At 60.0% G+C, this 13,155-nt stretch carries 10 protein-coding genes; 2 read left to right on the top strand and 8 right to left on the bottom strand.

Annotated features, from left to right (window positions below):
• Positions 1-2: 2 nt before the first annotated feature.
• The 6 genes from ASG68_RS29765 to ASG68_RS29740 all read right to left on the bottom strand — a co-directional run bounded on the left by ASG68_RS29765 (position 3) and on the right by ASG68_RS29740 (position 8,861).
• A complete protein-coding gene (locus ASG68_RS29765) occupies positions 3-1,214 on the bottom strand; it encodes a glycosyltransferase family protein (protein WP_062584795.1) in 1,212 nt (403 codons plus the stop codon).
• A gap of 72 nt (positions 1,215-1,286) precedes the next feature.
• On the bottom strand, positions 1,287-2,462 hold the full coding sequence (locus tag ASG68_RS29760; protein ID WP_062584793.1) for an ABC transporter permease: 1,176 nt from the start codon (positions 2,460-2,462) through the stop codon (positions 1,287-1,289).
• Positions 2,459-3,457 (bottom strand): ABC transporter permease, encoded by a 999-nt coding sequence (locus ASG68_RS29755; RefSeq protein WP_062584792.1) that lies wholly within the window; start codon positions 3,455-3,457, stop codon positions 2,459-2,461. The genes ASG68_RS29760 and ASG68_RS29755 overlap by 4 nt, the downstream gene beginning before the upstream one ends.
• A 2-nt stretch (positions 3,458-3,459) precedes the next feature.
• Complete coding sequence (locus tag ASG68_RS29750; RefSeq protein ID WP_062584791.1) at positions 3,460-5,355, bottom strand: ABC transporter substrate-binding protein; 1,896 nt, start codon at positions 5,353-5,355, stop codon at positions 3,460-3,462.
• Positions 5,352-7,253: an ABC transporter ATP-binding protein gene (locus tag ASG68_RS29745; protein WP_062584790.1), complete on the bottom strand. Its 1,902-nt coding sequence runs from the start codon at positions 7,251-7,253 to the stop codon at positions 5,352-5,354. Before ASG68_RS29745 ends, ASG68_RS29750 begins: the two co-directional genes overlap by 4 nt.
• A 258-nt stretch (positions 7,254-7,511) precedes the next feature.
• On the bottom strand, positions 7,512-8,861 hold the full coding sequence (locus ASG68_RS29740; protein WP_062584789.1) for an adenylate/guanylate cyclase domain-containing protein: 1,350 nt from the start codon (positions 8,859-8,861) through the stop codon (positions 7,512-7,514).
• A gap of 215 nt (positions 8,862-9,076) precedes the next feature.
• Between ASG68_RS29740 and ASG68_RS29735 the strand changes: the two genes are divergently transcribed.
• A complete protein-coding gene (locus ASG68_RS29735; protein ID WP_062584788.1) occupies positions 9,077-10,420 on the top strand; it encodes a nucleotide sugar dehydrogenase in 1,344 nt (447 codons plus the stop codon).
• Here ASG68_RS29735 and ASG68_RS29730 read toward each other — a convergent pair.
• Positions 10,410-11,579, bottom strand: coding sequence for a DUF3095 domain-containing protein (locus ASG68_RS29730; protein WP_062584787.1), 1,170 nt, complete (start codon positions 11,577-11,579; stop codon positions 10,410-10,412). The genes ASG68_RS29735 and ASG68_RS29730 overlap by 11 nt on opposite strands.
• 195 nt (positions 11,580-11,774) lie before the next feature.
• On the opposite strand from ASG68_RS29730, the gene ASG68_RS29725 reads away from it, so the two are divergent.
• Positions 11,775-12,257 (top strand): class I SAM-dependent methyltransferase, encoded by a 483-nt coding sequence (locus ASG68_RS29725; protein ID WP_062584947.1) that lies wholly within the window; start codon positions 11,775-11,777, stop codon positions 12,255-12,257.
• A gap of 12 nt (positions 12,258-12,269) precedes the next feature.
• Here ASG68_RS29725 and ASG68_RS29720 read toward each other — a convergent pair whose 3' ends face one another.
• Positions 12,270-13,133: an FkbM family methyltransferase gene (locus tag ASG68_RS29720; RefSeq protein WP_062584786.1), complete on the bottom strand. Its 864-nt coding sequence runs from the start codon at positions 13,131-13,133 to the stop codon at positions 12,270-12,272.
• Between the last annotated feature and the right edge of the window lie 22 nt (positions 13,134-13,155).

Below are 13,155 nucleotides of genomic sequence, written 5' to 3'. Positions count from 1 at the left end.
GCTTACCCCTTCACGACGGTCAGGTGCTCGTGATCGCGACGGCCCAGCCATTCGCCGACGATCTGCGAGATGTTCGCCAGACCCTCAAGCGTCATGCCGGAGGCACTCTTTGACGGCGGTTCGCGATCTGGCAGGGCTTTGAGGGCGGCGGCGAAACGCATGGGATCGGCGGCTTCTTCCGGCCGGAGCATGTCGATCAGCCCGAGTTCTGCGGCACGGCTGGCACGGATCAACTGTTCCTCGCGCGGCGCCACGCGCGGCACGATCAGGGCCGGCTTGTCGAAGGACAGGATTTCGCAATAGGTGTTGTAACCGCCCATAGCAACGACGGCGGTGGCGCCGGCGATCAGTTCTTCCATACGGTTGTCGAATTCGATCACCTCGATATAGGGGATCTTGGCGCATTTCATGATCAGTTTCTGACGCTGCTTGGCCGGCATGTAGGGACCAAGAACGACCAGCGCCTTGTGGGTGAGGGTTGCGTCTTCCTGATAGGCGTCGATCACATCATGCACCAGATCGGAGCCGTCGCCGCCACCACCGGTGGTAACCAGGATATAGTCGCCCTTCGGTTTGTGCTCGGGCTCCTTGATGTCCTGGGACACGCTTCTCTGCAGGAAGCCGACGAAATCCATCTTGGAACGCACGATCTGCGGCACGTCGAGGCCAATCAGTGGATCGTAGAAATCCGGCGGTCCGTACACCCAGACACTGTCGTAAAACTGGCCGATCTTGCGCATGACGTCGTTGCGCTTCCACTCGGCTTCGAGAAGGTGCGGCGCATCCATGACCTCGCGCAGGCCGAGCACCAGCGTCGTTCCCTGCTTTTTCAGATAGGCAAGCGTTTCCTCGACCTCGCCGTGCAGGCCCATCGGCTCCTTATCGACGATGAAAATGTCTGGCTGGAATGTCTCTGCCGTGTGCCGGATGATTGACTTGCGCATCTTCAGCGTCTCGTGCAGGTCGATATGCCTATCCATCGAGGTGTATTCGCCGTTGCGCAACTTGATCACACTGGGGATTTTCACGAAGTCGACGCGCGCCCGGTAGTCGAAGGCTCCCGCGATCGTCGCTCCCGAAATGATCAGGATGTTGACGCCGCGATAGTCCTCGACGAGAGAATGCGCGATCGTGCGGCATCGTCTGAGGTGACCAAGCCCGAACGTATCGTGGCTGTACATCAGGATGCGGGCATCCTCGATCCGGCGCGTCATGAGCGGAGCCTCTTGTCTCCCTTGGCGCAGCCGAACTCCTTGCGGAGTGTCCTTAGCATTTCAGTATCCACTTCACTTGTACGGGTCGGCAGCATCACGGAGACCGTCGCCCAGGAAGTTGAACGCGAGAATCACTAGGATGACCGGAATGGTTGGAAACAACAGCCAGGGATAAAAGGCAATAACGCTCACGCTGCGGGCCTCCGTCAGCAGGATGCCCCAGCTGGTGATTGGCGGGCGCAGGCCGAGGCCAAGGAAGCTCAGCGCCGTCTCGCCAAGGATCATGCCGGGAATGGACATGGTTGCCGTGGCGATCAGGTGCGACATGAAGCCCGGCACGAGATGACGGCCGATGATGCGGCTTGTGCCCGCGCCCATCAGTTGGGCTGCAAGCACATAGTCTTCTTCGCGCAACGCCAGCAGTTTCGAGCGTACGGCGCGTGCAAGCCCCGTCCAGTCGATCAGGCCGAGAATTGCGGTAATGCCGAGATAGATGAATATCGGGCTCCAGGTCACCGGCATGATTGCCGCAAGTGCCATCCATAAAGGGATGCTCGGGATGGATTGCAAGACCTCGATGATGCGCTGGACGATCAGATCGAAGACGCCGCCCTTGTATCCTGCCAAACCACCGATGGTGATCCCGAGCACGAAGCTCATGGTGATGCCGAGCAGGCCGATGGTCAGTGATATGCGTGCGCCGTAGAGAATGCGCGACAGTACGTCGCGGCCGAGACGGTCGCTGCCGAGAAGGAAGAGTTCCCCACCCTCGGCCGGGCAGGCGAGGTGGATGTTGCTCTCGACCAGTCCCCAGAACCGGTATCCATCGCCGCGGCAGAAGAAGCGGATCGGCTCCACCTTCTTGACGTCATCGGTATAGATTCGCCGCAAGGTGTTCATGTCCAGCGTCATCGTCCGGCCGTAGACGAACGGGCCGACAAAACTTCCTTCGTGGAAGAAATGGACGCGCTGCGGCGGCGAATGGATGTAATCGACGTTGCGTGTGTGCAGGTTATAGGGCGCCAGAAACTCGACGATGGCAATGATCGCGTAGAAGAACGCGAGGAAGTACAGGGAGAAAAGCGCGATCCTGTGCTTCTTGAATTTCCACCACATCAGCCGCAACTGCGACGCCTGGTAGACACGCGCCTGTTCCTCCGTGACAGCGTCTACGGAATGCGGGTCGAAGGGAGCGGAGGAAACGTAGTGCGCGAGCGGTGCGCCGGATTCGGGAAGGGATGCCGTCACTTGGTGCTACCGCCTTGCAGTCTGATACGCGGGTCGAGAAACGCGAGCGCGATATCCGATATCAGCACCCCGATCACGGTGAGGAACGCCAGGAACATCAGGAACGAGCCGGCAAGATACATATCCTGACTTTGCAACGCTTTTATAAGCATCGGTCCGGTCGTTTCCAGGGACAGCACGATCGCGGTGATTTCGGCGCCGGAGATGATGGCAGGCAGGATCGATCCGATATCCGAAATGAAGAAGTTGAGCGCCATGCGCAGCGGATATTTGACCAGCGCACGAAACGGGTGCAGTCCCTTGGCGCGGGCCGTGACGACATATTGTTTCTGGAGTTCGTCGAGCAGGTTGGCGCGCAGGCGGCGGATCATGCCTGCCGTACCCGCCGTACCGATGATCACGACCGGTATCCACAAATGCTCCAGGATCGACTTGAACTTGTCCCAACTCATGGATTCGCCGAGATATTTCTGGTCCATCAGGTGGCCGATGGATGTGCCGAACCAGATATTGGCGAAATACATGAGGATAAGCGCGAACATGAAATTCGGGATGGCGATGCCGACGAGCCCGAGAAAGGTCAGTCCGTAGTCACCCCAGCTGTACTGGTGCGTGGCTGAGTAGATGCCGATCGGGAAGGCGATCAGCCAGGTAAACATGATGGTGACGAAGGAAACCAGCACGGTCAGCCAGAGGCGATCTCCGACGACATCGTTGACCGGCAGCTGGTATTCGAAGGAATAGCCGTAATCGCCCTGAACCAGCCCGGCGACCCAGTGGAAATATCGCATCACCGGCGGCTGATCGAAGCCGTACTGCGCGCGAAGCTCCTCGATCTCCGCCATGTCGACATCTTCGCCAGCGGCGCGAAGCTCGGAAATGTAGCTTTCGAAATAGTCGCCCGGTGGCAGTTCGATGATCGTGAAAACCAGGGCGGAAATGATCAGCAGCGTCGGGATCATCGCCGCGACGCGCCAGAGAATATATCGCAGCATGCTCAGCTTACCTCACCGCTGTACCAGAAGGTATCCGGCATGTAGACGCCGAGATAACAGGTCGGGTCAAACCCGTAGAGTCCCTTTTCGGGGATGTTGCGCAGGCGCGCGGACTGCAGCACCGGCTGCAAAGCCGCATTCACGATGCCGATGGAGAACACCTGCTGCGCGTAGATATCCAGCATCTCGGACCAGATCCGGCTCTTTTCGCCAAGGTCTGCAGCGTGGTTCCAGTCACGCAGGAGGCTGAGCAACTGCTGAACCTCCGGCATGTCGGGGGCTTCCCCCTTGGTTTCTGCGGAAAGATAGTGCAGGCCCCAAACCGCCCATTGCAACTGGTCGTCGGAGGTGGGGGCGAGCTGGCCCGGATTCATGTCGGCGGTCGGAACGCCGTTTTCCATGCCGGAATACATCGACACCATGATCTCGCCACCCATCGCGCGGCTGCGGAAAACGTCACGTTGCGAGGTCTTGATGAACAGCTTGATGCCGATCTTCGACCAGTGGTCGGTGACCAGTTCCAGCACGTCGGTTTCCAGTGTGCTTTCGCCTGCCGTCTCGACCACGATCTGGGCGATGCGGCCGTCCGGCAGCAGACGCATGCCGTCGCCGTCGCGTTCGGTCAAGCCGATCTCGTCGAGCAGGGCATTGGCCTGGTCGGGATCGTGTGCGGCCCAGGCCTTGGCATTCTCTTCCTTGTAGAGCGGACTATCCGGCAGAACGGAGTCTGCGGCTTCCGTCGCAAGGCCGTAGAAAGCGACCATGTTGATTTCATGCCTGTCGATGGCCAATGACAGGGCGCGGCGGAAACGCACGTCCTTGAACAGCTTGCGCCAGGCCTCGTCTGCGCAATTGAGGTTCGGAAGAAGATTGACGCGGGAGCCCTGCGTGCGCTTCCACAGGTTGACCTTGACCGGATACCGGTTCTCCGAATCCTTGAGGAAGCTGTAGTCGATGAAGTCGATGCCGGTCGACTGCAGGTCGGCTTCACCGGAGCCGCTTTTGGCGGCAATGATTTCCGAGGAACTGACGTTCAGAACGAAGCTGTCGATATAGGGCAGCTGGGTTCCGTTTTCGTCGACGCGATGGAAATAGTCGTTGCGGACGAAAACGAATTGTTCGGCCGGCGGTGCCGTCGTATTGCGCCAGGGATCCAGCGTCGGCAGATCCGGGTTTTCCGGCCGATAGCTGCGCGACATCTTGATGTGAAGATCGGCCCACTTCTTGACCTTGTACTTCTTCATCAGTTTTTCAAGCGTCGCCTCGTCCTGATAGTCAGCATGGAACTGCTTCATATAGGCTGCGGGCAACACGATCGTCGCAGCGAGGGGGGCGGCCAGATTGGGCAGGAAGTTGGGGTTCGGCGCCTCCCAGGTGTAACGGACAGTGAGGTCGTCGATCACTTCGAATTTCGGGGGATTTCCATCAGCAAGGAAATAGGTCGGCAGGCCGCCCTTGCGCAGCTTTTTGTTGAGAACGACGTCGTTCCAGCAATATTCGAAATCCTTCGATGTCAGCGGACTGCCGTCCGACCAGCGATGGTTCGGCCTGATCTTGAAGGTGAAAATCCTGCCTTCCTGGACCTCGAAGCTTTCGAGGATGTCTGCCTGCAGCTGCAGTTTCTGGTCGTAACCGACGAGCCGCGCATAGCCGTTGAGCGTCATCAGCCGGATGTCTTTCTGGCTGCCGATCAGCATGCGCACGGTGCCGCCCGGTTTGCCGGGCTCACGTCCCATGGACGCGAGGTTGACGAGGCGAGGGGTGGACGGCAGGCGGTTGGTGGCATCGGCCGGAACAGCCGCCGCGGCCGGCTGGCCGGTTGCCGGATCCGTCGCTCGCGCGAGGCCGGGCATCAAGGTAGAAGCGAGCAATCCAAGGGTCGTACGGCGTGTAATCACGGTCTCAACTCCCTTATATCGGCGTTTCGCCGGGCCAGAACGAGATGGCCGCCACCGAGGTCGGCGGTCGACAGGGCGTCTTCCTCGCCCTCGTTGGAGAATTGCTTGCCCCAGCTGCGCGTGTCTGCGGCGCCGCTCGGGTTCAATACGCTGAAATCTAGGGGACGATCGAGGTCGGGGAAGGGGACCGCCGCCAGCAGCGATTTGGTATAGGGATGGACCGGCGCCCGCATCAGGACTTCGCGTGGAGCAATCTCGACAATTTTGCCGCCGCACATTACCGCGATCCGATCCGCCATGTAATCGACGACGGCGAGGTTGTGCGAAATGAAAAGGAATGTCAGCCCCAGCTCTTTCTGCAAGTCCTTCAGCAGATTGAGAATTTGCGCCTGGACGGACACGTCGAGTGCTGACACAGGCTCGTCGCAGATCAAAAGGTCAGGCCCGAGCGCGAGGGCGCGTGCGATGCCGATGCGCTGACGCTGGCCGCCGGAAAAGCTGTGGGGATAGCGATTGAGGTGACGCTCGTGCAGGCCGATTGCCTTCAGCAGTGCCTTCACCGTTTCCAGGCGCGTTTTTCCGTTGCCGCGTCCGTGGATTTCCAGCGGTTCGCTGAGGATGTTCTGAACGGTCATGCGCGGCGACAGCGAGGAGACCGGATCCTGGAAGACCATCTGCACCTTGGTGCGCAGGGTCTGCAGCCCGGCGCCTTCTGCCTTCAACACGTCGATCGGGCCGTCGCTGCTGTTCAACAGCACAGCACCTTGATCGGGTGTTACGGCGCGCATCAGGATCTTGCTCAAGGTGGTCTTGCCGCAGCCACTTTCGCCGACCAGCCCCAGGCATTCGCCGCGCATGATGTCGAAGCTGACGCTGTCGACAGCGCGGGTGGCGTTGGCGATGTCCTTGGTGAACCAACTCGACTTGCGCGTGCTGAAGGTCTTGCTCACGTCGCGGACCGACAGCAGGACATCCGGTTTCGGGCTGTTGTCGGTGGCGGCTACGGTGTTTTTCCCGAGCAGGCTGCTCGTGTTGACGGGAACCTCGCGCAGCGCCTTCAGGCGTTCGCCAGGCTTCATGTCAAAATGCGGAACGGCAGCCATCAGGCCCTTGAGATAGGGATGCGACGGATTGCGGAAGATCGTTTCCACCGGTCCGGCTTCCATAATCTCGCCATGGTAAATGACCACCACTTCATCGGCGACATTGGCGACGACGCCGAGATCGTGGGTGATCAGCAGCATGGCCATGTTGAGCTTCGTCTGCAAATCGCGCAGCAATTGCAGGATTTGGGCCTGGATCGTCACGTCGAGCGCGGTGGTCGGCTCGTCGGCAATCAGCAGCGACGGATTGCAGATCAGGGCCATGGCGATCATGGCGCGCTGGCGCATGCCGCCCGACAGTTCGAACGGATACATGTCATAGGCGCGGGACGGCTTGGAAAAACCGACCATGGCCAGCATTTCCTCGGTGCGCGCGCGCCGGTCGCGCGCCGGCATTTCGGTGTGAATCTTGAGGGATTCGCTGATCTGGTTGCCGATCGTGTGGAGCGGCGAAAGCGAGGTCATCGGCTCCTGAAAGATCTTGCCGATGCGGTTGCCGCGGAGGTTTCGGATTTCGCGTCCGTCACGCGGCATCTGCAGAAGGTCCGCTGGTCCCTGTCCCGTGGCGGGGTCGCAGAAGAGGATGCGACCGGTACAGCTTGCCGTCTTCGGCAGGATGCCCATGACTGCCTGGCTGATGACCGATTTGCCGGACCCGGATTCTCCCACCAGCGCTGTGACCTTGCCCGGCAGAACGCGCAGGCTGGCTTGGCGAACAGCATCGAGGTGTCCGCCAAGCATCGCGAATGAGATGCTCAGATCCTCGATCCTCAACAGGTCTGCGCCTGAATTCATGCCACCAGCTTCCTTGTCCCAGCGCTGCCGGCAAGTCGGCAGAACACATCTCCGGGCTGCAGTCCCGGCTCCATCAGGGGAAGACTATCCCACCGAAATTGGCCTGTCCATGACCCAAGGCTGGTAAAGTTCGCACGGATATAGCCCCGGCCGCGTTGCGCGCCGGGCACAAGAAACTTTAATCATTCGAACGGGATCGGAGTTATCGGAATCCCGTCAGGGCAAGATGGCTCTCCCGCCCGTCATTCGCTACATCTCCTACTGCAACAGCTTGTTCCAGATGAGATCTCGTGGTTGTGGTTTTCGACTGTTTCTGTACAGAAGCATAACCTGTTCTGCCTCCGAGCGCGTCTCGAGAGACCGGCTCTGGACCGCTTCGGCGCTGTCAAGTTTCATGTTATCCTCTCCTGGAAGCAGCACCGTCACCTTCTGGCGCACGCCACGCAGTTTCTCCTCGCCGAGCGTCTGCCAATCGCCACCGCAATAGGTGGCGAAGGCCTGGCTGGCGACGATCGGCTGGGCGTATTTCTTGGTCAGCCCCTGTAGCCGTTCCACCTCGTTGACGGCCGCGCCGAAGGCGGAGAAGGTCAGCCGATCATTGAGGCCGACATTGCCGAACATGACATTGCCGACATGAAGGCCGATACCATAGCGAACATCGGGGAGGTTCTGTTTCCGGCGACCGCTATTGAGTTCTGACATGCGGGCCGATGCCTGCCGAGTTGCCGCCATCGCTGCCAGCGCCGCAACCTGCGAGGGTTCGCGGTGACGTCCACAGGGATAGACGGCGAGAAAACCGTCGCCGACGAAGCTCAGGATTTCTCCACCGTTGCGGCTGAACGGCGTGGCGATGGCGTCGAAGAATTCGTTCAGCGTATCGATGTAAACCTGCCGGCCTTCCTTTTCCGCGAGTACGGTGGACTGGCGCATATCTGCCATGACCAGGGCAGCGCGGATCGTTTCGCCATCGCCGCGCCGCGTCTGGCCGGACAGCACGCGCTTGCCGGCGTTTTCGCCAAGATAGGTGGTCAGCATGTTGTCGGCGAGCTTGCCGAGCACCGCCATCTTCGCCGCCACGGCCAGGTTGTTCTGGATGCGGAGCAAGGCTTCGATGACGGGGTCGCTGAAACCGCCCTGCGCATCGGTGGACCAGGAACCGATCATGCCCTGGCCGGAGGTTTCGCCGAAGGACTGGACGAAGGCGATATAGTCCGTGCAGCCCATCTCCTTCAATTCATCGAAAATCGGAAATTCGGATGGCAAAGCCGGATCGATATGGCGGCGCAGGTGCTCGAGATTGTTACTGAGCAGATAGTAATAGGGGCTTCTAAGGAAACGGTCCGGTTGATCGTCGTTCGGGTCGGCGCGATATCCCTCAACTGTCACGCCCTGGCCACGCAACCAGGTAAATCCCAGCGCGTCATAGAGCGGATGAAGCATGGAAAAGCTAAGGTGGACGCGGTTGAGCGGCAATCCCGATGCCGCCAGCCGTTCGCAAAAGCCCGTCACGACATTCTGGAGATTTTCTCCATTCAACGCAGCCTGCTGCAGCCAGTTGGATACGCGGTCGAGCAGGTGAGTGGAAACATTCGCCTTGTGGATGTTCATCGTGTCCCTGTCGCTTTCCCAACGGAGCTGCCTTCAGGCATATAAGTGGTGATGTCGTCAAAACCAGATTGAAGACCATAAAAAATGTGATGGCCCTCACAATCTTTGGCGATGGACCCGGCGACGGCGGTTCTTGACACCGGATGAATTTATCCTCAACTGACCGGCATCCGCCAAGCGGCGTCCGCGCATCACGATCAATCGGGAACAGTCTGTTGAACGTCCACTCCTCCTTGAGCGATACTCTTCTTTCGAAGATCGAAACCCGTCAGGCCCGGGTCGCCGTCATCGGGCTCGGTTATGTCGGTCTGCCGCTGGCGATCACAGTGGCTCGCGCCGGCTTTTCAGCCACCGGCTTCGATATTGATCCGCAGAAGATCGTCGCCATCGATGCCGGACGCTCCTATATCGAGGCGGTGCCGGACGATGTTCTGTCGGCGGAGACGGGTGCGGGACGCTTTGGGGCAACGACCGATTTTTCAGGACTTGCTGATTGCGACATCATCGTCATCTGCGTGCCGACGCCATTGACCAAGCATCGCGATCCTGACCTCTCATTCATCACCCGGACCTGCGAGCGCATCGCCGAGACGCTGAAACCCGGCCAACTTGTGGTTCTGGAATCAACGACCTATCCCGGTACGACGGACGAGGTCGTGCGGCCGATCCTGGAGCGGACGGGGCTGAAATCGGCGCAGGATTTCTTCCTCGGATTTTCGCCCGAGCGAGAGGATCCCGGCAATCGTGATTTCCACACGTCGAGCATTCCGAAGGTTGTCGCCGGTGCTGGCGAGGCGGCCTCCGCGCTCGTGACGGCTTTCTATGGAGCGGTCGTGCAGACTGTCGTTCCTGTCTCGTCGCCTGCCACCGCCGAGGCGGTCAAGCTGACCGAAAACATCTTCCGTGCTGTCAACATCGCGCTCGTCAACGAGTTGAAGGTCGTTTACGAGGCGATGGGGATCGATGTATGGGAGGTAATCGACGCCGCAAAAACCAAGCCGTTCGGCTATATGCCGTTTTACCCGGGGCCGGGGCTTGGCGGTCACTGCATCCCCATCGATCCGTTCTACCTGACCTGGAAATCGCGGGAATACGAGCTTCCGACCCGCTTTATCGAGCTGGCAGGCGAGATCAATTCCGCCATGCCGCGCCATGTCGTCGGCCGGTTGGCGGAAGCGCTGGATATCCATCTCGGCAAGGCGCTCAGCCGGTCGCGGGTGCTGGTGATTGGTCTTGCCTACAAGAAGAACGTGCCCGACATCCGCGAGAGCCCTTCATTGAAACTCATTGAACTGATCGAGGAACGCGGCGGCAGCGCTTCTTACCATGACCCGCATGTGGCGGAAATTCCAAAAACGCGGGAATATATGGCGCTGAAAGGCCGGCAGTCGGTGCCGCTGGACGAAGAGTCGGTGAAGAGCTTTGATGCCGTCTTGATCGCTACCGATCACGATGCGATCGATTATGAGGCGCTAGCCCGTTTTGCTCCGCTGATCATCGATACGCGCAACGCCTTTTCCCGCCGCAATATCGAGGGCGGCACGATCCTCAAGGCGTAGCGGCCGCCGCGAAGCGCTTCTTCATCTGGCTTGCCGCCATTGCATAGCCGCCGGCGGCACCATCGATGAAATGCATGTGATCGTGGCTGAGCGGTGTCGGCACGATGCAGGTCATCAGCGCCGAATCCTGCCGGTGCAGGCCGTAGCGGCAGATGCCAGCCCTGGTCGCTTCTTCCAGACGGGCCTCGATCTTCGCCAGCCGTTCGGCATCGACGTCGATCGTCATCTTCAATCCGTCGTCGAACTTGCGGAAGTCCGAGTTGCTGGCAACATTTCGCCGGTATTCCTTCGCGTCGAAGCGCCCGAGTTTCAGGCCCAGCCGGAACAGCGAGACCGTCAACAGATATTGCCCGAGAATAAAGGCCTTTTGCCGGAGCCGCTTTCCTTTCGGCGCAGCGGCTTTGGCCTCGGCAGCGAGGCCCGAAGTAGACAGGCCCAATTGCGGGCCTTCGGGCGCGACCGGATGGCCGCCACGTTCCTCGCCGGCGGCGAGCGCCACGATGTCGGATATCAGTTGCTGGAAAGCCGGTCCGCCGGTTCCGTTAGTTGGCACCGCGATGATCGAGACGATGTCGCCATGGCGCGACTGGAGCGGGTTCCAGCGACAGGACAGGCCCTTGAGGTCCGGCCTCGTGCCCGTAGGTGCCGGCGGCACGCTGAACAGTCCCTCCTTCATGCGGGCCTCTGCCCAGCTGGAGCCACCGCCGGAAAACATTGCATAGGAAATATCCGCGCTCGCCTGGAACCGGGCGACGCGAACCTCCAGCCCGGCGGCCTGGATATCGGCGACGGGCACCAAAGCCGCGCGCATGGTCAGTTCCAATTCTTCCGCCACCCAGTTTTGCACTGCGGCCAGCGCTTCCCGCGCCTTGCCGATGGCTGATGGCGGTACGGCGACGAGCGCTCCGTCGCCGCCGAAGACGAAAGGCAGATCGTTCTGGCCAAGCGCGTTGAGGATCGCCGAGATGACACTCGCGCCGGCCATATTGACCGCCTTGTAGCGGCCGGCTTCGATTGCGCCGGTCGAATCGACGATATCTGCCGTTGCGAGCGCCCAATCGGCAGGCAGGGGGCGGTAATTGCTGCTGTCGGCAACGCCCTCGAAATCCACGAAAACGGGCAGAGCTTTGAAAAATGTTTCGGTCGACAAGCGGTTCATGCCGGGACGCTAGCATATTCGATTGGCGCAGGCGACGCAGTTCGGTCGTGACCTGACGCCAAAGTGAGCGGAGGTTTTTATAGCCATCGCAGAGTTGAGTTTACCGCAAATTTCCCGCCGTCGCGGTCGACCCGGCCGGTGGCATCGTGTTAAGCGGGAACGCTCCGCATGAATTTGATGAATGGATGGAATTTTATGAGCCGACTGGATGGTTTTATTTCCCGCATGAAATCGCAGCGCGCGGTGCTCAATCATATCAAGGAAGAGGGCATGATCGCGCCGGACGGCGTCATCCTCGAAATCGGCCTCGGCAACGGCCGCACCTATGATCATATCCGAGAGCTTTTCCCGACCAACCGTATCATCGCGTTCGACCGGGCCGTCGGCTCTCATCCCGATTCGACGCCGTCGGACGACAACATCATTCTCGGCGACATCCGCGAGACCATCCAGCAATTCGCTGGCAAGAACGTTGCCTTTGCCCATGCCGATATCGGTACCGCCTATCCGGAAAAGGACGCGAGGACGCTGACCTGGCTGCCGCAATCGATGGCGGCGGCACTTGTGTCCGGTGGCATCGCAGCCAGCGGCCTGCCGCTCGATCATCCGGAATTCGAGCCGCTGCCATTGCCGGCGGATGCCGATCCGGGCCGAACCTATTTCTATCGCAAGCGCTGATCCCGGTACCGGTCAGGGCAGGAGCAGGACATCGAACTGGTCCTGCTCCACGGGCATGGCGGTGACCTTCATCTCCACCGGGCCGTCTTCCAGGAAGACGATGCAGTTTTCGTAATAGCGTGCGAGATGCGCGACGAAATCCCGTGAGCCTGAGGCCCCGTAAAACACCGGCGAGCACTCCATGTAGAATGGCGTGCGCCGTTCGAGCAACGGCTGCATCGAGCGGGCGGCGACGGGCTCATAGCCCTCGATATCCATCCAGATCAGGCCGATTTCCTCGGTTGCAACGCCGACGTCGGCGAGCATGGTCGTGACCGGCTTGACCGGCACCTTGATCTCGATGTCGCGGTCGCTCTGGCGCAGCGCGCTGCTCTTGCCGTGATTGTCGGGGTGGAGGAAAAAATCGAGCGTTCCTTCGCTCTCGCCTGCAGCGCTGTTGACCGTTGTGATTACGTCGCCAAGGTCGTTCTGCGTGATGTTGGTCTGTAGCAGCGCGAAATTACGGGGATCGGGCTCGACCGTGACAATGCGGCGAAAGGCCTTGCTCAGGGCAAAATAGATCGTCTGTGTACCGATATTGCCGCCGAGTTCCAGCAGGATCGTGCCGTCACGCAGCAGGCCGCGTTGGCGCAGAACCGAGAGCAGCCTGTCGACATTTTCACGCTCGAAATGGCCCTTTCGATAGATTTTCCGGCCGATGTAGTCGTGCGGCGAGAATGTCATGATGTGATCGCCGCAATCGGCAGTCATCGACAGGACTTTTGGGCTGACGGAATTGACGAGAAGCTCGCGGCCGATAGGGGTGCTCAAAAAGCGCCTTGCAACGCGAATGCGCCATTTGCGCAGCCGGCGCTTCCAGGATTTCATTGCAGGCATGCGTTCGCCGTCTCCAGATATC

Source organism: Rhizobium sp. Leaf453 (assembly GCF_001425605.1).
In the GTDB taxonomy this organism is placed as follows: domain Bacteria; phylum Pseudomonadota; class Alphaproteobacteria; order Rhizobiales; family Rhizobiaceae; genus Pararhizobium.
Note: the sequence above shows the minus strand (reverse complement) of the source record. Positions and strands in the feature narration are given on the sequence as shown.

Coding starts and splice junctions, on each gene's coding strand:
- ASG68_RS29755 (WP_062584792.1), bottom strand. CDS start 3,457: ATGCTGCGATATATTCTCTGGCGCGTCGCGGCGATGATCCCGACGCTG.
- ASG68_RS29720 (WP_062584786.1), bottom strand. CDS start 13,133: ATGCCTGCAATGAAATCCTGGAAGCGCCGGCTGCGCAAATGGCGCATT.
- ASG68_RS29730 (WP_062584787.1), bottom strand. CDS start 11,579: ATGAACCGCTTGTCGACCGAAACATTTTTCAAAGCTCTGCCCGTTTTC.
- ASG68_RS29765 (WP_062584795.1), bottom strand. CDS start 1,214: ATGACGCGCCGGATCGAGGATGCCCGCATCCTGATGTACAGCCACGAT.
- ASG68_RS29740 (WP_062584789.1), bottom strand. CDS start 8,861: ATGAACATCCACAAGGCGAATGTTTCCACTCACCTGCTCGACCGCGTA.
- ASG68_RS29745 (WP_062584790.1), bottom strand. CDS start 7,253: ATGAATTCAGGCGCAGACCTGTTGAGGATCGAGGATCTGAGCATCTCA.
- ASG68_RS29725 (WP_062584947.1), top strand. CDS start 11,775: ATGAGCCGACTGGATGGTTTTATTTCCCGCATGAAATCGCAGCGCGCG.